The sequence below is a fragment of the Rathayibacter sp. AY2B3 genome (assembly GCF_002931755.1).
Classification (GTDB): domain Bacteria; phylum Actinomycetota; class Actinomycetes; order Actinomycetales; family Microbacteriaceae; genus Rathayibacter.
Map to the genome: position 1 here is coordinate 39207 of NZ_PSUG01000022.1, position 19715 is coordinate 58921.

Consider the following 19715-nt stretch of genomic DNA (forward strand, 5'->3'; position numbering starts at 1 on the left):
CGACTCGCCCACCGAACATTCCGGGGATCCCATGCTCAGAGCACTTTCGTCCACTTCCATGTTCTGGATCGGTGTCGCCGGGATTCTCCTGGGCATCGTCTTCGGCACGATCGTGCCGTTCTGGATCGCCCCCTACCAAGCCAACGGATCACCCACCGTCGAACAGATCATCAGCACCATCCCGGTCCTCACACGAATCGCGGAGGGCATCGGCTACTCGTTCGTCGCAGGAGCCTTCGTCGTTCGCCACTTCGAGAAGCGCGAACTCGTCGACGCTCGACGGTCCGTGCACTTCGTCGGCCGAGCAGCCCGGAAAGACGAGCAGTAGCCCCTCCGAGCAGTCCGCTGAAAGCGTCCCGCGGATCGATCCCCTTACAGGACACTCTCGGTCGCGAGTCGGTAGCTCCTCGTGGTGAGAGCCGCGTCACGCCTACTTTTCTCCCGTGGGAGAACTCAAGGTAACGAGCTCGGCGGCGGTCGAGGCCGCTTCACGTCGCGCCGAGGGGTGGATACGCCGTGGTTGAACGCCTGGACAGTTGGGACCCGAGCAGACTCTCGCCGGACCGGCAGACACCACCCCGCCAACGACGGTTGGTGAGACTGTCGATCGCGCTGGGAGCTCTAGCCGTCGTGGCGGCCGCGGTTCTGTGGGTGGGTGATCTGCTGTTCGGAGTGCATGGCCCTTCCCACTACGTCAGCATCACCAACGACACCGGAGCCTCACTCACCTGGTCCTGCTCCTGGTCCGATCTTCACCTCGCCGCCGGGGAGACAGGTCAGCTGCGAATCCTCGACCAGCCCGACCAGGACTACGGCTGCGTCCCACAAGCAGCGACCCCCTTCGTAGCGGCGGCGCACAACAACGACATCTGCCCGTCACTGACCTCTATGACCGAGGGAAGGCAGTTCACGGCAACCGACTTCGCGAAGACCTACCGCTGCCCGTAGCTGGATACGCGACCGGTGAACGATCCCCTAACGGGACGACCCAAGTCCGATCGAAGGTCAGTAGGCGACGTCAGCGGGCGCTGGCTTCCCGACTCGGCTGTGATCGGGCCGACGGGCTCGGTAGGAAGATCCGGCCAGGAGGACACCTGCAGTCACAGCAGCTAGCGACGTGGCGACGCCGGTAAAGGGCAAGGTGTCCGCGACATCCCACGGGAGAAAGAACGCTCCAGGGTCGGTGAGGGGGTTGATGACCATGAGGAGCCCAACACCAATCAGCGTGACGGGTCGTCCTGGCGAGAGTACGAAGGCGCCGAATATCACGAGCGGGAAGGCGACGGCCCAGACGATCGTTGTGGCGATCCACGTGAAGTCTGACTGTGTGGCGCTGTAGCAACCCTCGTTCAGGCCACCGAGGCACGAGCTCCAGTGCACCAGGAACGCGGCGGCACCAGCAGCCCCGAGCAAGGCGATTGTCCATCCAACCAACTGGCCTGACGTCGCGAGTCGCTTCATGGGCTCAACATAGAACTCGAAGGTGAACCTGAGCTAGATCCACACGGTCGAAGCGAAGGCCACCGCCCCCTCGCCCCGATGAACGATCTCCATACGGAACAAGCGGTCGTTCGACCGTGCCGTGGGCTGCTCAACCGATGATCATGGCGGTACGCAGAGCGAGAACCCAGCTGGTGACGGCGCCGACCACGCCCAAGGCGAGCAACAGCCACCTCCATCGAGCGTGAGAGCGCCTGCTGGCGCGCATCGCTACGACCAGGAGAACAAGGGTCGCGAGGGCGACAGAGCACAGAGCCGGCCACGCGACGTCAAACCCCGTGCACTGAGCCGGAAGGGACTCGTTGCACGCGAACGAGAATCCGTCGAGGAAGACGCCCGCGACGAGGGCGAGGAGAGTGATTGCGCCCGCGATCGCTGCGGAAGCCTTGAGCGACAGCGTCTGCACAACATCACTATCGGACCAACGGGTGAACGGCAGGAGCGCGCTGGACCACTCGGGTCAGATCCGCATCGGTGAACGATCCTCTTACGGGACGGCCATTGCGCTGACCGGGAGACTCTCCGGCTAACGTGGCTACATGCGGCAAATCGTCCATCTTCATCGGAGGGCCGCTCTCTGTGCTGTACCCGTCGGCGTGGTGCTGGGTGCGCTGCTCGGTCTGGGATTGGTCCTTACGGGTAACTCCGACTTCCGCGAACAGGGCGGGTGGGGCGCCTTCGCCTACTTGATTATGGTGGGCGCCATTATCGGTGGGGTCAGTGCCCTGGCTGCCGTCGCCGGAGGATTCGTGGCGATTCTGATCACTCTGCGGTCGGGACGAGCCACCGAGTCGTCCCCGCTGATCAGCCCTATTGGGCCGGCCGTAGGGTCGAGCGTTCCGTGGGTTGTTGCGGCCGGCGTAGCTGCCGTCGTGGGTGATCCGATGACGGCGGGGATCGCTGTCGGTCTCGGTGTCGTGGCGGCTGTAGTCGGCGGGGTGAGTGCTGCACTACTTCTTCGAGGGGTGAAGTACTCGAGCATCACTACTGCGGCTGACGATTCCGGCGCGCTCACGTCGGTTGTGCAGACGAACTCGAAGACCTGAACGTTCACGGTCATCTGCACGAGGTTTGGGACGCAGCGACGAGCTGTGCAGGCGACCGTGAGGAACGACAGGCGCTCGGTGTCGCGTCTGCGTGCACCGATGAACGATCGTCCACCGGGACGGTCGGCGGACTAGCATTTTCAGCATGGGGCGACGCCAGCACACTAAGGCTCTAGTCCGGTTGGCGTGCGCAGCTACGCTCATGGGCGTCGCGCTGTGGGTGACCTGGGCGACGTCGTCCTACTGGCAGCCATGCACGGGCGCTAGATGGAATGAAATGAACCCGTCCTGCGCTGAGGCCATGTCGTCGTACGACCTCATGCCCCTTCTGTATCTCTGGGGTGCCCTCGCTCTCGTCGTTGTAGCTCTGGTGGTCGCACGCCTCGTTCCCTAGGTTCCCGCAGGGGTAGCGACGGTTGCAGCAGTTGTTCTCGCCTGCCCTGTGGCAGACCCCGGATTCTTCTGGGTCGAATGGGGCAGCGCCGACGGCACTCCCGGACACGGCCTCTGGACGGCGTGCTGGATTGCAGCTGCCGGTCTAGCCCTCGTCTACCCGTCACGCACCCGGAACCCGAGTATTCGCACAAACACGCCGGATGGAGCAGCTACTACACCGTCCGTCGCTATCTGATCGTTCGGCCCGGTGCACTCCGGGCTGAACACTGCGACGCGATTCGCTTGCGGTGACGCGCTTGCCAGTGGGTCAGGGCAGGCAGCGGAAGGGACGGCGACGGCGCGCGAGAACGAGCAGTGGCCCAAAACGTCGGACCGTCGAACGATTCCCGCACGAGACGTCTCCCGTAGCGATGCCGGTGAGAGCGGCACACCTAGACTCCTGCGCATGACCGCTTCGTCATCCGTGGACGTGTCGCGGCGCCGACGCCGTTCGGCTCGTCGCCGCCTGTCCTTCTTCGGCGTCCTCGGCGAGCTGCTGATGACCGCAGGGGTCCTCGTTCTGCTGTTCCTCGCCTGGCAGCTGTGGTGGAACGACGCCGTGATCGCGGGCCGGCAGGAAGATCAAGCGGCCGAGCTGCGCCAGAGCTGGGGTGATGACGCCCCGTCCGCTGAGGCGCCGTCCGAGCCGAGTGCTGAGCCGGCCGCCCCCGGCGACCCAGTGATCGCGCCAGTCGCAGCTCTAGACACCACGTTCGGCAACCTCTATATCCCCCGGTACGGCGAGGGGTGGGTGCGCACGATCGCTGAGGGCGTCGACGCGGAGAACGTGCTCGACGTGGGCAGTATCGGCCACTACCCGGGAACGCAGATGCCCGGCGAAGTGGGGAACTTCGCGATCGCCGCGCACCGCTCCGCCGCCGGCGGAGGAATGCACCTCATCGATGAGCTGCAACTGGGTGATGCGATCTACATCGAGACCGCCGACGGCTGGTACACCTACCGGTTCCGGAACCTCGAATACGTGCAGCCCTCCGAAGTGCAGGTCATCGATCCGGTCCCCTGGACGAGCGACGTCGCTCCGACCGACCGCCTCATCACGATGACGAGCTGCAATCCGCTGCTGTCGACCGCGGAGCGGATCATCGCCTACGGCGTCTTCGAGTCGTGGCAGCCCCGCTCCGCCGGAGCGCCCGCCGAGCTCGCCGCGTCCCTCGCGACCTGACGTCCGGCGTGGTCGCCGGCGCCCTGACGAGGGCGGCGAGCCGATTTCGTGCTGCGGCAGACGTTTGCGGGTCGGGTGGACATGTACAGGATGAACCCGCTTTCGAAGGAGCCCGTCATGACTGCCGCCCCTGACCGAGACCCCCTGGACGTCCTGCTGAATGAGTCCAGCCCCCGCACATCGACAGTGACGGACGACGTCGCCGCCGAGCTGGCCGAGCTGCAACAGCTCGCGGCGGCAGAGGCCCGCGTCAGCCGCCACCGCTGGGCCCGTCCTGCGGTCGCCGGAGTCGCTTCGCTGGTACTACTCGGTGGCATGGCGACAGCGGCCGCCGCGGCGACGGGCGCGTGGTCGCCGTGGGCGGAGACGCCGGACGCCTCGATCACCTATTCGCTGCCCAGCGGTGTCCAATGCGAGGAGCGCATGGGAGACGTTCAAGGGACCGATCCGGCGGCCGTCGCCGTAGTCGAGAACTTCTACCAGACGACCGACATCGACGCTCTCCTCAGCGACGGTGCGCTCGAGGAGACCGTCGCGCAACTGCGCACCGAGGACCAATCCTTCATCAACGCTGACGGATCCCGCACGTCGGCCGGCTACGGCACCGAGTTCTACAACGCCGACCGGGAGTACTCGACCGCGGTTGGACGCATCATCAGCAACGCCCTCGACGCCGAACTCACTGCGCAGAACGTCGACGTCGACGCCGCGAACATCAGCATCGCCGGCGAAGCCCACTGCCCCGGAGCGACCTGGTGACCCGCAGGAAGATCGATGAGGCGGAGCAACTCACCGAGGCCCTGCGCGTCGCCTCGCCCGACCTGCTCAAGTACCTACAACGCCGCCTCCCTCTCGAGGACGCCGCCGACGCGCTCGCGGACGTCATGCTCACCGCATGCGCCGTGTCAGCGCCCTCCCCCGCACCGCGGAGGAGTCGAGGATGTGGCTGTTCGGCATCGCCCGGAACGTCCTCTCGAACAGCACTCGCACCGAGAGCAGACGAGCTGACCTCTCCGGCCGGCTCCGCGGCGTCCTCGCGACCGCTCCCACGGAGGGACGCCCAGCCGACGAAGGAGTCGACGTGCGCGACGCGATCGACAGGCTCGCGCCAGAACAGGCCGAACTCGTCCACCTCATCCACTGGGACGGCTTCTCCATCACCGAAGCAGGACACCTCCTCGGCGTCCCCGCGTCCACCGCACGTACCCGCTACCAACGAGCACGAGAAGACCTGCGGTCGACCCTGGCGACATCACCAGCACGCGATGACGACGCCAAGCCCCTCCGAGCGGTCCGCTGAAAGCGTCCCGCAGATCGATCCCCTTACGGGACGCGCGCCATCGAAGTGGCACTTTGTGCCGGACCCATCGCGGGGCTCTGCGGCCAGCGAGGATCCGTGGTGTGAGCATCAGCATCGACGGGGAGCACTACCTACTTCTGCGAAGCGCCTTTTGGGCCGAGACGCCGGATGTCATCGGGATCTACGGCTGCGCCGAGCGGGCCCGGGAAGCGGCCGGGGAAGCAGTGGGCGCGTCGCCCGGTCCCGATCGATGGGTTCTTGAGACGTGGAGCGGAGGTGAGCTGCGCAGCAGCGTTCGGCTCGGATGACGTTCGGGCAGCACGCTGGTGGCTCTACTGTGGCGGTGCGGTCGAGAAGTGGGGACTTCGCCGTGAGCAGCACCCGCAGGCTCAGCGGTGCTGCACCCAGATGTTCGGCTCCACATAGATCCCCTCGTCCGCGTCGCGGTCGACGCGCAGCGTCGAGAGGCCGCCGGGGATGACGTACTCCCCTGACGCCGGCAGGGCGATTCCGGTCCACTCCTCCCACTGGGCGACCGTGCCGGTCATCACCTGCGATCGCGGGGCGACGTCGAGGATGGTCGCTCCCATTCGCACGTGTGTGCGCAGCCACGGGTCCAGCGGCAGCCCGTCCTCTCGGGTCCAGGCCGCGTAGACGTCGATCGGGGTCAGCGGGTAGCGCGGCTTCATCGTCGGGCGCAGCGGCACGATCACGTGGTCGTAGCCGACGGTGATGCTGAGGTCGCGGAACGCGCCGAGCAGCGTCCCGGCGAGGCCGGCGCCGGTGCGGTCCGGGTGCACCTGCGCGGCGCAGACGACGAGGGTCGTCGCCTCGCCCTCCTCCTCGAGTGACCGGCGGAGGGAGTCGCCGTACCCGGCAGGCAGACCCTCCCGGGTGACGTCCCACCGGATCGGCACCGCCCAGCCCGCAGCGACCGGCACGTCTTCATCGAGGACCACGAGCTCGAACCGGGTGAACTGTTCGCGCACCTGCGGCAGGTGCTCCTCCGCGAGGCGGTCGGCAGAGATGAACGCCAGCCACCCCGAGCTGAACAGCGCCTCTACCTGCGCGTCGTCGCGCGCTCGCGCGCTCAACACCTCTGTCGACGTCATGGGCTCAGTCTGCGCGCAGGACGGCCGGCAGAAGATTCCCAAGCGGACGCGACGCGATCACGTCCTACATTCAGCACCCGAAGGCTGCAGAGGGTGAGAGCGAGCCCACCTAGAGTGATCAACGTGCCCTCGCTGACAGACCATGACGCCGAATACCGAGAGGTGCTCATGTCTCCCTTGCGCACCAGTTCCGGCTACCTCCCCAAGATGGGTGGAGGGGTTGAGGTTGACCTTGACGGATTCACGAGCCTCTACGGGTCCGACCCGCTGTACCACTGGATGGGTTTTGACTCGCCACTCATGTTCGCCGCACACAAGGCCGCTGGCGGGATGACCTCGCTCTACCGGCAACTCGGCATTGGAAGCGAGCGATTGGTCCGCCACGTACTCCGCGACCAGCTCGCCCTGTCCGAGGAACAAGTTCGATGGAGCTACGAGTTTCCATACGGGGGTGCAGTACGACTGATCACATTGGATGGCCGTATCGAAATTGACGCCGTGAAGGACACAGCGGCAGCCGAGCGTCTTAGAAATTGGATTACTGAACAGCAAAAGGCCCTCAAGATTTCGGTACCTCTCCGTGGTGCCGTATTAGAAGTCCGTCAAGGCTACAAGAGCGCCGACAGTAAGCGTCAAAATGGAGATTTGGCTTCCTCCGTACAGGCCGTAGCTCACGGATATCTCCCGGTACTTGCCATCATGAGCACGCAAATCAATCAGACTGTTCGAAATCGATATACGTTGGGTCGATGGGCTGTCCTCGCTGGCACGACCGGCACCGCCGACACAATGACATCGACTTTTGCCTTTTTCAAGAATGTTGTGGGTTATGACCTCGCGGCATTTTTTGAGCGCAACGCCTCGGTACTACGCACAGAAACGCACGTGGTCCTCAAACACCTTTTGGAAGCAAAATGACTATTCTTGAACGAGTTGCGCGAGATAGTGTTGCGCGTAACGAGTACATGACTTTTCGCGCCAACGCCGGGGTGGGTCGACATGGTTGGCTGCGTCTTACCCCCGCCTACGGTGTCAAGGTAGTGCGCGAACGGCTCGAGCTACTCGAACCAGGGTCCGTTGTAACAGACCCGTTTAGTGGCACTGGAACCACTCCCCTTGCAGCAGCGGAGTACGGCCACCTGGGGCAATCAGTCGATGTGAATCCATTTCTTGTATGGCTTGGAAATGCGAAAACTCGCGACTATCAAGAGGATATTGAGGCGACTCTTCTTGGGGCAGTTTCAGACGTAGTTGATACCGCTCAGTCTTTTCCTGCACGAGACCGCCTTTGGCAGCCTGATATCTTTCGAATCGAGCGCTGGTGGAGCCCTGGATCCCTCCACGGTCTGCGCACGCTTCGGGCGAGCATCGACACCTACAATGGCGACATTCGCGACCTACTAGAGATATTGCTGTGCCGCACACTCATCGCAAGCAGCTCAGCCGCATTCAATCATCAAAGCATGAGCTTCAAGGATATAGCGCCTGGGACCCGCTTCAAGGCAACTGATGACGATGCAACAATTGCGCTTTTCCTCGCCGGTGCCGCTGACCTAGCTTCATCGGCCTCTTCCACCCTTGCCGGAAGTGCCGCAGTGCGACTTGGAGATTCCCGCACAGGCCTAGCCGACCTTGAACCAGCCGACCTTGTGCTCACGTCACCACCGTATTGCAATCGCATGTCGTATATTCGAGAGCTCAGACCTTATATGTATTGGACGCGCTATCTCGACGCACCCAGTGACGCGGGTGACTTGGACTGGCGCGCCATCGGTGGCACCTGGGGAACGGCGACGAGCAAGCTCGCTTCCTGGGCTGCTGAGCATCCGACGCCGATCGACTCGCAGCTTCTCGCGGTTTGCGAGAACATCTCCCGCGATGGTGGCAAAAGCGGACCCGTCCTCGCGGCGTATGTCCATAAGTACCACTACGACATGTGGCTTCACTTCCAAGCCGCCGCCGGCCACGTCAAGCCTGGTGGAAGCGTCTCCTATATCGTAGGAAACAGCACTTTTTCCGGTCACGAGGTACCTGTGCAGAAATGGTACGCGGACATGCTCTCTGCGCTAGGTTATGTCGATGTAACAGTGCAGACGATTCGAAAGCGCAACAGCAACAAAGCCCTTTACGAATACGACGTTTCTGGACGTCGGCCAAGCTTCAGCTAATGAGCCGTGAAGGCGCGTACAGCGTCATTGGGATCACAGCAGGACAGCAGAACGGCTTGATGGCACCAATCACGAAGTTAATGGAGGTCCTGGCTTGACTTGGCACAGCAGCAATTCCGATGCGCTAGAAAAACAATTGGGCATGCTGATCGACGCGACGCGACGCGAGCGAGATTTGACCTCCGCCCGATCTTCGGCAACTCAGACGCGCGCGGGAGTTTTAGTCGGCGCTGCCGGTTTAGTTGGAACTGCAAGCACCCTATCAACAGATCTTATGTGGATTCCATTGCTCGGTTTTGGAGTTGCGGTTGCCCTAGGGATTTGGGCCTTAGTACCGGACAAAGGCCACGCCGTCCCCACTCAAAATTACCTAGACAATGCTACCTCTTACACTCCTGTTGATCTATTGGAAACTATTCTGCGTAAGGAAATTGAGGCAAACGAAGCTAGTGCGAAAGTTGTTTCAGAACGCTCCTGGCTAACGATCGTTGGCTTTATTGTCTTGGTTTTGGCCTTCGGAATAGCAATCTTGTTTAATATCAACGATGCGTTAACCGAACCTAGTCCGCTAAAAGTTATGATTGTTGAGGAATGATGCCAAAGTCCACCGAGCCTTGCCCGCCTGGCTTTTACAGAACAATCTCTGGGAACTGTGTGCCAAATCCCCCCTTGGTGACCAGACTTGGAGAAAGTAAAAAACCCTCAGACTCGAAGTGATGCGGGCGTAACGGTCTACGCACCTGGGCAATCGCTACGATTCACACAGAACACTGTCGACAAAGCTTCGGGTGACCCACCAGTCGTGGTTTCAGTGTGCGGAGTCCGATGAGCATCAAGGTCAACAGTGAGGGCCAGGTGTTCCTTACTCCGCGTGCCTCGATGCGCTGACTGGCCTCGCACCGTCGACCCCAGTACGGGCGGCGCCGTCCGTAAGCTAGGCGCATGTGCGGTCGTTTCGTCGTTAAGGACAACACCGAGGGCTTGCTCCCGGACCTCTTCACGGGCGGCTTCGCCGGAATGCGGCCGAACTTCAACGTGGCGCCGACGTCGCCAGTGACCGTCGTGCGTGAGCGCGACGGGGAGCGGTCGGCGCCGACCGTGCACTGGGGGTTCGTGCCGGTTTGGGCGAAGGACTTCAAGAAGCAGCGGCCGCAGCCGATCAACGCGCGGATCGAGACGGTCGCGAGCTCGCCCATGTTCCGGAAGGCGTTCGCGACGTCGCGGGTGCTGATCCCGGCGGCCGGCTACTACGAGTGGACGGTCACGGAGACGGGGAAGCAGCCGCACTTCATCTACGAGCCCGACGCGGCCCTCGCGATGGCGGGCATCGTGTCGGCGTGGCCGGATCCGTCGAAGGCGGAGGACGATCCGGAGAAGTGGCGCCTGTCGACGGCGATCATCACCCGCGACTCGCATGTAGCGCCGGGTGAGGTCCACGACCGGATGCCGGCATGCATCACGCCGGACGGGTACGACGACTGGCTCGGCGGACACCTCGACGTCGACGCTCTGATGCAGCTGCTCGACCGGGAGTCGTACGCGGTCGCGCACGACCTCGAGCACTACGAGGTGTCCCGCGACGTGAACAGCGTCCGTAACAACGGACCGCATCTGCTCGATCCGCTCCCTCCCGTAGCGGGAGGCTAGGCGGATGACTCTCGACCCGTCGACGGATGCGCCGGCCGCGGCTGACGGTCACCCGCAGCTCGGGTCCATGCACAAGAACGGTGATCGCCGGTTCGGGATCGCAGGGGCGCGCTCCCAGACTCTTGCGGACCGCGGGACCCCGATGCTGTCGAGCCTGTACCACTCGACGGTCACTGAGCATGTGGGGGCGGTGCGGGTCGGAGACGAGCTGCGGGTGGAGTGGAACGGCACTCAATGGTGGGCGTCGTCACCGGCCGGCGTCGTCGGCCGGCTCTCCTGGTCGAAGAGCCTCCGGATCGACGCGACCCACGTCCTCGAAGGGCGAAGTCCGTACGACGACTCCGGCACTCTGCTGGTGCAGAGCGTCACGGTCGACCGGGAGGGCGCCGTGGTCGACTGTGGCGGCTACGTCGTCCCGGACGGTCACGATCCGGCCGAGTGGTCGACGTCGACGCCGGATGAGTCGGCGCGGGAGCTGCGCATCACGCTGACCCCGAGCGCGCCCGATGCGGTGGCGGCGCAGCCGCCGGCGCCGCGATCCTTTCTCCGTAGGCTCCTCGGGCGCGATCACTGGCGGGCTGCCAGCGGTCGCGGCGGGCGCCGCTGTTGGCGTCGAGCTGGCGTTCGACGTCGGCCAGGATCGCGCGGGCCGCGCTGCACCGGTGCTGGTTAGAGTGCGTCCGTGGTGTTGGTGCTGATGGACGCAGTTGTGATGACCGACTACGGGCAGTTCACGGTGACGCAGACAGGCATGTGGGACGGGGACGCGGACCGGTTCTTCGCCGGTCAGGTCAACGGCTGGGTCGCTGCGGCCGTTCCGGGCGTTGTGCATGTCGTGATGGCGCGACGGTCGGGTGGTTCTGGGGTGCGGGTCGAGCTGTGGGAGCGGGAGCCGGCGCCGAGTGATTGGGACGATGTTGTCGAGGTGTCGGCCGCGTTCCAGGACGGTGATGCCGTCCGGTGGGAAGGGTGGGGCGGCATGTCGGGCGGAGACCTCGCTCTGCCGGCGGGCAGCTATCGCGTGCGGGTGAGCGCTCAGGGCCGTGACGCCGGGAATGCTGACGAGTTCGCGGAGGGGGTGGTCGATCGGTACCTTCTTCAATTCTGGCCAGCTTCGGCAGCGCCCGATGAGGTACTCCGCACACTCAGCGAAAACGCCGAGTACTGGAACGGCGCGTGGGGGCAACGGCAATAGGGAATGCGTGACTGCTAGACATGAGGCGACTACCTTTACCTGCTTGGAGAAACCCTGATGGCGCAGAAGCTCACTCTTATCGATGACCTGGACGGCTCTCCGATCGAGGGTGACGGTGGAACCGTCACGTTCTCGATTGACGGCGCGAACTACGAAATCGATCTGTCGGCAGAGAACACCGCCGAGCTGCGCCGCGTGTTCGAGAAGTACGTCGATGCCGGCCGCCGCGTGCGGCGTGACGGCAACGCCGGCTCCTCGGCTCCTTCGCGCGGGAAGAGTGACCCGGAGCGGTTGAAGGCGATCCGGGAGTGGGCGGCGAAGAACGGCCGCAACGTCTCCGAGCGTGGCCGCATCTCTGCTGAGGTCCAGAAGGCGTACGACGACGCCCACTAGGGCGGCGTTACCGTTGACGCTCGGATGAGCGTCGGACGGGAGGAGTGCCGGTGAGTGTCGTGCGGGAGATGTCGGCCCTGTATCGCGGACCGTGGGGACGCCTGGGCGGCCTGATCACAGCGAACGCGGACGGCAGCGATCGCCAGCGCGTGCGCTCGGCGGTCGCTCGGTCGGTGTTCTCGCGCGGCGGGAAGATGATCCACTACTCTCCCGCCGCCTCGATCTTCGGGGACGGCGACGAGCGCGTCGAGCCGTCGCACGAGCTGCTGGCGTTCGCCGCGCATCAGTACGCGGTGCCAGAGGGGTATCTCACCGGCGCCGATGACAACGAGCTGCGCGACGTCGCCTTGCATCGCGCTCTGAACGCGAAGCACTTGCACGGGACGCCCGTCCCGGATTCGTTCACGGTGACGACGCGCTGCCCGACGCTCGGAGGCGAGTTGGGCGAGGCCGGCCACGCGGCGACGGCGCTGCGCACAGCGGAGCGCCGATCGCTACTTACCGCGATTCCTTACGCGCTGGTCGGTGTCGCGTTCCCTGGCCTGCTGACCTGGGCCATCTTCGCGAACGGCAACGACGGGCAGCACTGGTTCCTCGGACTCTTCTTCCTCGCGTTGACGGTGGCGAGCGTGTCGGCGGTGGCGCGGCGTGTGATCGCCGCTGTGAGGTTCTTCCGCCTGCCGCCGGCTACGGCGGAGCTGTGGTCGGACCTGCTGCTGAAAGAAGCGATCGCGACCTACTTCCACGACCTCTACTCGGAGGGGTACCTCCCGCGGGCGTGGTTTCACGACACCTTCTGCCGAAACCGGCCGATCACTCGACGGGCCTATGAGCGGCTGGGGACAGAGACTCTGACCCGCTCGATCATCACGTTCGAGGCGCTGAACGGCTTCCCGAAGCTGCGTCGAGCTCGACGGCGCCGGGACGGCGACGGGCAGCCGGCGAACTGACTTGTCTACTTGTCATCAAGTAAGCAAGTCGCCCTGGTCCCGCTGCTCGGCGGCACTCCATCGGGGTCAGTCCCAGCCTCAACTGCGAGGGTGAGGGCATGGCGAATCCCCGCACTCCCCTGGCTCGTGCCGCGCTGGTCAGCAACGGCATGGTCTGGTTCGGCCTGTCGCTGATGTTCGCCAGCATCGCGGGCGAGCAGACGTTCGCGGCGTTCGCCGGCCAGTGGTTCAACGTCCTCGGCTGGGTGCTCCTCGTCGCAGTCGCGATCGGGCTGGCCGTCGTCGGTGTGATCGAGAACCGGAACATCCGGGCGGGGAAGACGCACAAGGCGCGTCCCCGCCGCTGACCACCGCTCGAGCGCGGGTGGCCGTTCCACGCGCGTGACGGGGGGTCGAGGGGGCTCTCCCCCTCGTGCGGGCCGGCCCGTTCCGGGTCGGCCCGCACGCACGCTCAGAGCATGTAGAGGTGGTATCCGACCGCCACGCCCTCGCTGAGGGGTCCGAAGGTGTCGGCGTAGTCCTGTGTCTCGTGGCTGTTGGTGATGAGGTCGAGCGCGACGCGCTCCTCGTCGCTCTCGTCGCTCATCTCGTCGGGCTCGTCCTCCCACTCCCGCAGCACGCGGTGTCCGGAGTCGGTGACACGCCAGAGCGCCCAGAATCCGGCGAACGTGCCGACCGTCTCGCGCTTGAAGACGAGGGCCGTGGCGGTGGGCCAGGCGTGGTGAGCGGCGGCGGTGAGCAGGACGCGCACGGCGACGTGAAGGGCGCGGGTGTCGCCAGACTCGGCGGCGACGTTGACGAACACTTGCGCGGCGCGCAGCGCGGGGGTGTGTCCCCACTCATCGACGTCGGGGGCGGGGGTCGTGGTGGTAGTCATGGTGGGCCTTTCTGCAGAGTCGAGGGAGGAGGGCGGGGACCGGCGGCTGCCGGTCCCCGCGGAGCGGGCTAGTTCAGGGCCGCGGCGTCGGCGGCGGTGGTGTCGCCGGTGACGACCTGCTCGACCGGGGAGAGCGCGTAACCCCAGGCCGCGAGCTGGCGGAAGTGAGCGGCGGCGCGGGCGTCGCCGCGGCGCCAGGACTCTTTGCTCGTGTTCGCCTCCTGCCCTGCGAGGACGACGGCCAGCGCGACCAGGCGGGCCTTCGCGGGGTTCGCCTCGACCAGCGGGGCCAGCGCGTCGGCGTGGTAGCCGGAGGGCTGGGTGACGCCGAGGAGGGTGTGAGCGAGCGCGTTGCCGTTGCCCATCCCGCCCGACACCGACGAGCGGTGCGCGGTCAGTCCCAGGGCGATGACGCGCTCGGCGTCCTTCGGGAGGGTCTTCCGGGACAGGAGCGTCGCGATCCAGTCGCGGCGCACCGTCTCGGCGGCGATCCAGGCGCGGTTGTTCGCGAGGAGGATGCGGCGCTCGGCGGACTTCGCGGCCTTCTCTTCCTCCGTCTCGGGTGCGGCGGGCGCGTTGTAGGCGTAGCTGAATCCGTGGGCGGCGGGGTCCTGGATCGCGTAGGAGACGTGGGTGTTGCCGTCGTAGATGGTGCTCACGAGGACGCCCCGCGGCTCGATGGTCGCGATGTGCTCGACGGTGACGCGCTTGCCGTCCTCCGTGCGCAGCGGGTCGATGACGACCCACGCGCTGCCCTCGCCGTCGACCTGATCGCGGGTGAGGAGGGTGAAGCCTGCGGCCTCCTGGTTCGCCTCCTCCACGAGGACGGCGATGTGGCGGGCGCGCGCCTTGCGGTGGCGCTCTGCGGTGTGGGTGAACTGGCTCGGGTTGGTGGTGGCGACGGTGATGAGGTCGGCGCGGGCTTCCTCGTCGTCCTCAAATTCGAGGATGATCGCGGCCTGGTCCAGGGTCAGCTCGTGCTCGTGCAGCGCGGTCCGCGCGACTGCGGACTCCTCGACCGCCAGTCCCGCTTTCACGGTCGCGGCCTTGGTGCCGGTGCGCTTGGCGATGCTCGCGGCCGACAGGCCCTCGAACGACAGCTGCGCCCACGCGGCGGTGCGGTCGGCGGTGGTGAGTTCGGCGCGCTGGTCGTTCTCGATGATCTGCTGCACGATCCGCTCGGCGGTCTTGTCGTCGCCCTCCACGACGTAGACAGGGATCGTCGCGAGGCCGATTTCACGGCTCGCGAGGGTCCGGCGCTGCCCCGCGCGGACGATGACGTTGCCGTGCTCGTCGCGGCGTCCGAGCACAGGCGACAGGATCCCGCTCTGACGGATGGAGTCGATGAACTCCTTGGTCAGCGGGGCGCTGGTGCGGACGTTCTGCTCGATCACGAGGGCGGTCGGGTCGATGTGCTCGATGGTCCCGGTTGCGGTGGTGTTCACGATGGTTTCTCCTCAATCAATGTGCGATCATTGAGGCGACGGGTCCCGTGGTTCTAGATCAACTACGGGGCTTTTGTCGTCTTCCTGATCGTTTTTCTTTGCCTCTCCGGCGGGATGAAATCAATTGAGTGGAGTCGGCGGAGTGCCGAGCATTTCGGGCGAAATAAGGGCGCTTGCGCCCGCGTCCGAAATGCTCGGCACGTAGCAGACGGAGCGAGATAGATTGAAACCGCGGAGAGGTGAAGAAAACGGGGAAACGGGCCGCGTAGCGGCTTCCCTTCGGCGGTGCTCCGTCACCGCTGCGCGGGCGGAGCTCGCGCCCCCGGAACGGGGATGCCGGGGAGTGTGAGGGGGTCGCCCCTCACGGGCCGGCCCGGAAGGCCGGCCCGCACCGCGCGGCTACCGGTCGGCGGGCTCGTAGCAGTTGGCGCAGTCGCACGGCCCGCCGGGGTTCTCCGTCCGCTCGACGGCCGCGATCTGCGCGGCCTGCTCCGCCGGGGAGAGCGCCTGCCACCCCTCATCCACCCGCCGGTTCGACTCGATGCGTGCCGCGCGCTCGTCCAGCGTCTCCGGGGTCGGGGTGAGGAAAGCGGCCAGGGCCGCGCCGGTGTCCTGCTTCTCGGCGGGGGTGAGGAACGCGATCAGCGCGGCGGCGTAGGCGGTGCCGTCGTCGGTGACCGGGAATCCGCCGGGGGCCCCTTCTCCGGGCAGGGTGAGCGTGTTGCGGATGTGCGCGAGGATCTCGGCGTCCGCGGCGGTCGCGTCGTCGTCGGACTCGGCGCGGCGGGTGTCGAGGATGAGGGCGAGCTGTTCGGCCGTGGCGCGGCCGGTGTCGGTGGGGGTCATGGTGTGGTCCTCTCAGCGGCTCATGAACGGGGCGACGCGGCGGATCGCTGCGCGGCGAGCGTGGGTGACGCAGTGGCGGAACGAGCCGCTGGTGATGCCGTGCAGCTCGTCGGAGTGCCACGCCTCCCAGACACCGGACTTGCGGCGGGTGACGAGCACGGAGGGCGTCGTCCTGGGGTCGGTGCCCACGACGCGGATGCTCACCGCGCGGGTGTTCGCGAGCGTGAGATAGGTCTTAGCCGTGGTCTGCAATTCGGTGGCGGTCTGCATGGTGTGGGTGCTCCCTCTGGCTGATCGTTTTTCTTTGCCTCTCCGGCGGGAAGAACCGTTTGAGTGGAGGCGGCGGAGTGACGCCCATTCCGGGCGAAATAAGGGAGCGCAGCGACCGCGTCCGGAATGGGTGGCGCGGAGCCGGTGGAGCGAAATAGGTTTGAACCGCGGAGAGGTGAAGAAAACGGGGAATCGGGCCGCGTAGCGGCCTCCCCTCGGCGGTGCTCCGTCACCGCTGCGCGGGCGGAGCTCGCGCCCCCGGAACGGGGATGCCGGGGAGTGTGAGGGGGTCGCCCCTCACGGGCCGGCCCGGAGGCCGGCCCTCGCCCGCTCAGCTCGCCGCGGCCGTCTCCGCGACAGCCTCGCGGGCCGCGCCGAGTTCCGCGGCGGTGCGGTGTCCTTGCACGTCGGCGTAGGCGACGGAGTAGGGGCGCGTCCCGGCGTTCCAGTCCAGCGCGACGGTCACGGTCTTGGGGTTTCCGCGGGTCACGACGCTCCACCCGTGCTTGTGCTTGATCGCGTCGCCCTTGGCGATCGTCTCGCGGCTGTAGATCGTGACCTGTCCGGCGGCGGCCTGCGCCTCGCGGACCTCCGACCAGTAGTCGCGCTGATCTTCGAGCTGCGCGCGCTCGGCGTGCAGCCGGTCGAGTCGGTCGCCGGTGGCGGGGGCGGTCGTCTCGATGTAGCCGCCGCCGAAGTTGTGCGAGCTGCCCTCGATCTTCCGCGTGTAGCCGCGAATGTCGGTATCGAGCCGGTCGATCCGGCGGGCAACCATTCCCGGCGCGTAGCGGGATTCGGTGGTGTGGGCGGCGACGTCGGCGCGGGCGCGGGCGCGGGTGGCCTCGCGGTCGGCCTCGACGCTGCGACCCATCGCGTTGTGGGCCTTCACGATCGCGTTACGGTGCCGCGTCTCGGAGTGGTGGCCGATCTTGATCGGCTCGCCACCCTCCGGGAGCCGATCGAACGCGCGGCGCGCGGCCGCGTCGGCGGTGTCGGCATCCGCTGCTCGCCGGTCGGCCTTCGCGTCGAGCGCGTCGACGCGGGCCGCCTGACGCTCGATGGTCGCCGCCTCCGCCTCGGCAGTCGGGCGGAACGTCTCTTCGGCCTCGATGGTGACCTCGTGTCCGGCGTCGCGCAGGGCGGTCGCGGCGCGGTTGATGGTCCACCACTTCGGCAGGCGGTCCCGGGACTGCGGGACGTACCAGGCGCCGATGGAGCGACCCCAGCGCCAGCCGGACGCCTTCAGGATCTCGGCGGTGCCGTCCCCGCGGCTGGTGCCCTCGATGAGGGTTCCGGCCTCGGGGGTGTGGGTGATGGTGAGCATGCTCTGTCTCCTTCTCGTCTCGGGGGTTCAGTCGTTGTCGCGGTAGTCGGCGGGCGTCTCGCTGCGGTCGTGCAGCGCGTACGCGGCCGGGAACAGGTCGAGCGCTCGCGCGACGTCGACCGGAACGACGACGTAGGCGCCGGAAGCCATGTAGCCGATCCGGCCCTCCCCCACGGGCTCGACGGGCTCGAAGTGCTGCAGCGTCACCCCGGCGACCGCTCCGCTGCGGGTGACCAGGTGCACGGCAGGGGTCTGCTCGGTCACCGGGTCGCGGCCACCGGCGCCGACGATGACCACCTGACGGGCGGTCCGGCTGATGCCCTCCGTCCCGGGTCCGTGGTACTCGCTCTTGATGACCTCGGTACGGGTGCCGCGCTGCTGAGTCATGGTGTGTCTCCCTCTGGCTGATCGTTTTTCTTTGCCTCTCCGGCGGGAAGAACCGTTTGAGTGGAGGCGGCGCAGTGACGCCGCTATCGGGCGAAATAAGCCCGCAGGGCGCGTCCGATAGCGGTGGCACGTAGCCGGTGGAGCGAAATAGGTTGAGACCGCGGAGAGGTGAAGAAAACGGGGAAACGGGCCGCGTAGCGGCCTCCTACCGGCGGTGCTCCGTCACCGCTGCGCGAGTGCAGCTCGCGCTCCCCGGAACGGGGAATGTCGGGGAGTGTGAGGGGGTCGCCCCTCACGGGCCGGCCCGAAGGCCGGCCCGCCGCCTCTCAGCTCTCGTCGTCGCTCTCGTCGTCGTCGGCGTCGAGGATCGCGGCGATGCGGTGCGCGGTGGTGAGTACCCGCGCGGCCGTCTCGCGGATCGTGTCGGCCTTGCAGTCGCTCCACGTCGCGACGTAGCCGACGCTGTAGGCGCTGGTGTCGAATCCGACGAGCCCGGCGACGACGAACGCGACGGACTCGGCTTCCGTCTCCATCAGCCCTCGGTGCTGCGCGTACTCCTCCAGGTCATCGACGTGACCCATCAGCACGTGCGCGGCCTCGTGGATCAGGGTCTTTGCGGCCTGCTCCGGCGACAGGCTGGAATCCACGACGACCGTGCGCTCCTCGGGGGCGGCGTAGCCGTTCGTTCCCTGCGGCAGCGGGCGGCGCTCGACCGTCCACCCCTCGGCCTCGAGAGAGGCCGTCAGCGGCGCAATGACGCCGTGATCGTGCTCCCCGGTGAGCAACTGCGCGATGTCGCGGGGATCCTCGGCGCCCTCCATCAGGTCGGTCTGCTCGATCGCGAACACGGACACGAGCGGGTAGTACGTCTGGACCTTCTGCCCCGTCTCGTCGGTGCTGGTCGTGGTGCCCTCCTCGGCCTCCTCGTCGGCGGCGATCTTCCGCTGAGCGAAGCCGAAAATCTTGATCGCCTTCTCGCCCTTGCGTACCTGGCGGCCCTTGGCCTGCCACGCGCGGAACCCGGCGACGGCGGAGGCGTCGGGGCGCTGAGCGAGGATCAGCAGCAGGTTGCCCAGGCTGTAGCGGTGGAACGAGGACGCGAACGAGAGGAACCGGCGCCACTGGTCGGAGTCGCGCAGCGCCTCGACCTGCTCGGCGATGCTCTCGTGCAGCGCGGCGGCCTGCTCGCGGCGCTCCTCCGGCGTGGTCCGCGGTGCGCGCTTCTTGGCGGCGGTCTTGCGGGCGGTGGTCGTGCTGGTCATGGCGATTCTCCCTGTGCGAGGATCGACGCGACGGGTCCCGTGGTTCTAGATCAACTACGGGGCTTTCGTCTTGTCTGATCGTTTTTTTGTGCCTCTCCGGCGGGAAGAACCGTTTGAGTGGAGGCGGCGGAGTGACGCCTATTCCGAACGAAATAAGGGAGCGCAGCGACCGCGTTCGGAATAGGTGGCACGTAGCCGCTGGAGCGAAATAGGTTTGTACCGCGGAGAGGAACAAAAAACCTCGAAGCAGCGCCGCGCAGCGGCTCCCGGTCGCCGCAGGCGATGTGCGCGAAGCGCACCCCGCCCCGCGGAACACCGGGGAGGGTGAGGGGCCGGCCCCTCACCCTCCCCGGTGTTCCGCGGGGCGGGGTGCGC

Annotated in this window: 26 protein-coding genes; 16 read left to right on the forward strand and 10 right to left on the reverse strand. The window is 66.4% G+C overall.

Annotation, left to right across the window (positions count from 1 at the left end):
- Nucleotides 1-58 precede the first annotated feature (58 nt).
- Nucleotides 59-328, forward strand: coding sequence for a hypothetical protein (locus tag C5C24_RS09115; RefSeq protein ID WP_104224259.1), 270 nt, complete (start codon nt 59-61; stop codon nt 326-328).
- A 344-nt stretch (nt 329-672) separates the two neighbouring features.
- Nucleotides 673-948, forward strand: coding sequence for a hypothetical protein (locus C5C24_RS09120; RefSeq protein ID WP_146078503.1), 276 nt, complete (start codon nt 673-675; stop codon nt 946-948).
- A gap of 57 nt (nt 949-1005) precedes the next feature.
- Here C5C24_RS09120 and C5C24_RS09125 read toward each other — a convergent pair whose 3' ends face one another.
- Together C5C24_RS09125 and C5C24_RS09130 are read right to left on the reverse strand one after the other, a co-directional pair.
- The gene (locus tag C5C24_RS09125) at nt 1006-1461 is read right to left on the reverse strand and encodes a hypothetical protein (protein ID WP_104224249.1); all 456 of its coding nucleotides are present in this window, start codon (nt 1459-1461) and stop codon (nt 1006-1008) included.
- A gap of 130 nt (nt 1462-1591) precedes the next feature.
- Nucleotides 1592-1906, reverse strand: a complete 315-nt coding sequence (locus C5C24_RS09130) for a hypothetical protein (RefSeq protein WP_104227084.1) — start codon at nt 1904-1906, stop codon at nt 1592-1594.
- Nucleotides 1907-2039: 133 nt separating this feature from the next.
- Between C5C24_RS09130 and C5C24_RS09135 the strand changes: the two genes are divergently transcribed.
- The 5 genes from C5C24_RS09135 to C5C24_RS09155 all read left to right on the forward strand — a co-directional run bounded on the left by C5C24_RS09135 (nt 2040) and on the right by C5C24_RS09155 (nt 5772).
- Nucleotides 2040-2546, forward strand: coding sequence for a hypothetical protein (locus C5C24_RS09135; protein ID WP_146076974.1), 507 nt, complete (start codon nt 2040-2042; stop codon nt 2544-2546).
- An 841-nt stretch (nt 2547-3387) separates the two neighbouring features.
- On the forward strand, nt 3388-4164 hold the full coding sequence (locus tag C5C24_RS09140) for a class E sortase (RefSeq protein WP_104238310.1): 777 nt from the start codon (nt 3388-3390) through the stop codon (nt 4162-4164).
- Nucleotides 4165-4245: 81 nt separating this feature from the next.
- Nucleotides 4246-4923: a hypothetical protein gene (locus C5C24_RS09145; protein WP_146083499.1), complete on the forward strand. Its 678-nt coding sequence runs from the start codon at nt 4246-4248 to the stop codon at nt 4921-4923.
- Between the two features lie 136 nt (nt 4924-5059).
- Nucleotides 5060-5464 carry an RNA polymerase sigma factor gene (locus C5C24_RS09150; protein WP_258062788.1) on the forward strand — a complete coding sequence of 135 codons (405 nt, stop codon included), beginning with the start codon at nt 5060-5062 and terminating at the stop codon, nt 5462-5464.
- 101 nt (nt 5465-5565) lie between these two features.
- On the forward strand, nt 5566-5772 hold the full coding sequence (locus tag C5C24_RS09155; RefSeq protein ID WP_104227079.1) for a hypothetical protein: 207 nt from the start codon (nt 5566-5568) through the stop codon (nt 5770-5772).
- Nucleotides 5773-5853: 81 nt separating this feature from the next.
- Here the strand turns inward: C5C24_RS09155 and C5C24_RS09160 are convergent, their stop codons facing one another.
- On the reverse strand, nt 5854-6576 hold the full coding sequence (locus tag C5C24_RS09160; protein WP_104227078.1) for a hypothetical protein: 723 nt from the start codon (nt 6574-6576) through the stop codon (nt 5854-5856).
- Nucleotides 6577-6699: 123 nt separating this feature from the next.
- Here C5C24_RS09160 and C5C24_RS17640 point away from each other — a divergent pair, with 123 nt between their 5' ends.
- The 9 genes from C5C24_RS17640 to C5C24_RS09195 all read left to right on the forward strand — a co-directional run bounded on the left by C5C24_RS17640 (nt 6700) and on the right by C5C24_RS09195 (nt 13276).
- A complete protein-coding gene (locus C5C24_RS17640) occupies nt 6700-7494 on the forward strand; it encodes a hypothetical protein (protein ID WP_146078852.1) in 795 nt (264 codons plus the stop codon).
- The gene (locus tag C5C24_RS09165) at nt 7491-8744 is read left to right on the forward strand and encodes a DNA methyltransferase (protein ID WP_104227077.1); all 1254 of its coding nucleotides are present in this window, start codon (nt 7491-7493) and stop codon (nt 8742-8744) included. The genes C5C24_RS17640 and C5C24_RS09165 overlap by 4 nt, the downstream gene beginning before the upstream one ends.
- A gap of 94 nt (nt 8745-8838) precedes the next feature.
- Complete coding sequence (locus tag C5C24_RS17645) at nt 8839-9339, forward strand: hypothetical protein (RefSeq protein WP_146082822.1); 501 nt, start codon at nt 8839-8841, stop codon at nt 9337-9339.
- Between the two features lie 347 nt (nt 9340-9686).
- Nucleotides 9687-10391 carry an SOS response-associated peptidase gene (locus C5C24_RS09170; RefSeq protein WP_104227076.1) on the forward strand — a complete coding sequence of 235 codons (705 nt, stop codon included), beginning with the start codon at nt 9687-9689 and terminating at the stop codon, nt 10389-10391.
- Nucleotides 10392-10395: 4 nt separating this feature from the next.
- Nucleotides 10396-11064 (forward strand): hypothetical protein, encoded by a 669-nt coding sequence (locus C5C24_RS09175; RefSeq protein ID WP_104227075.1) that lies wholly within the window; start codon nt 10396-10398, stop codon nt 11062-11064.
- A 9-nt stretch (nt 11065-11073) separates the two neighbouring features.
- Nucleotides 11074-11586, forward strand: coding sequence for a hypothetical protein (locus C5C24_RS09180; RefSeq protein ID WP_104227074.1), 513 nt, complete (start codon nt 11074-11076; stop codon nt 11584-11586).
- Between the two features lie 57 nt (nt 11587-11643).
- Nucleotides 11644-11979, forward strand: a complete 336-nt coding sequence (locus C5C24_RS09185; protein ID WP_104227073.1) for an Lsr2 family protein — start codon at nt 11644-11646, stop codon at nt 11977-11979.
- A gap of 50 nt (nt 11980-12029) precedes the next feature.
- Nucleotides 12030-12929 (forward strand): hypothetical protein, encoded by a 900-nt coding sequence (locus tag C5C24_RS17940; RefSeq protein ID WP_104227072.1) that lies wholly within the window; start codon nt 12030-12032, stop codon nt 12927-12929.
- A gap of 98 nt (nt 12930-13027) precedes the next feature.
- Nucleotides 13028-13276, forward strand: coding sequence for a hypothetical protein (locus tag C5C24_RS09195; protein ID WP_104227071.1), 249 nt, complete (start codon nt 13028-13030; stop codon nt 13274-13276).
- Nucleotides 13277-13380: 104 nt separating this feature from the next.
- Here the strand turns inward: C5C24_RS09195 and C5C24_RS09200 are convergent, their stop codons facing one another.
- From C5C24_RS09200 to C5C24_RS09235, 7 genes are all read right to left on the reverse strand, one after another.
- Nucleotides 13381-13806: a hypothetical protein gene (locus C5C24_RS09200; RefSeq protein ID WP_146078855.1), complete on the reverse strand. Its 426-nt coding sequence runs from the start codon at nt 13804-13806 to the stop codon at nt 13381-13383.
- A gap of 68 nt (nt 13807-13874) precedes the next feature.
- Nucleotides 13875-15251 (reverse strand): ParB/RepB/Spo0J family partition protein, encoded by a 1377-nt coding sequence (locus tag C5C24_RS09210; RefSeq protein ID WP_181072906.1) that lies wholly within the window; start codon nt 15249-15251, stop codon nt 13875-13877.
- Between the two features lie 399 nt (nt 15252-15650).
- Nucleotides 15651-16097, reverse strand: a complete 447-nt coding sequence (locus C5C24_RS09215; RefSeq protein WP_104227123.1) for a hypothetical protein — start codon at nt 16095-16097, stop codon at nt 15651-15653.
- A gap of 12 nt (nt 16098-16109) precedes the next feature.
- A complete protein-coding gene (locus tag C5C24_RS09220) occupies nt 16110-16367 on the reverse strand; it encodes a hypothetical protein (protein ID WP_104227122.1) in 258 nt (85 codons plus the stop codon).
- Between the two features lie 331 nt (nt 16368-16698).
- Nucleotides 16699-17691, reverse strand: coding sequence for a DUF3560 domain-containing protein (locus C5C24_RS09225; RefSeq protein ID WP_104227121.1), 993 nt, complete (start codon nt 17689-17691; stop codon nt 16699-16701).
- A 27-nt stretch (nt 17692-17718) separates the two neighbouring features.
- Nucleotides 17719-18078 carry a hypothetical protein gene (locus C5C24_RS09230; RefSeq protein WP_104227120.1) on the reverse strand — a complete coding sequence of 120 codons (360 nt, stop codon included), beginning with the start codon at nt 18076-18078 and terminating at the stop codon, nt 17719-17721.
- A gap of 326 nt (nt 18079-18404) precedes the next feature.
- The gene (locus C5C24_RS09235; RefSeq protein WP_104227119.1) at nt 18405-19340 is read right to left on the reverse strand and encodes an ArdC-like ssDNA-binding domain-containing protein; all 936 of its coding nucleotides are present in this window, start codon (nt 19338-19340) and stop codon (nt 18405-18407) included.
- Nucleotides 19341-19715 lie beyond the last annotated feature (375 nt).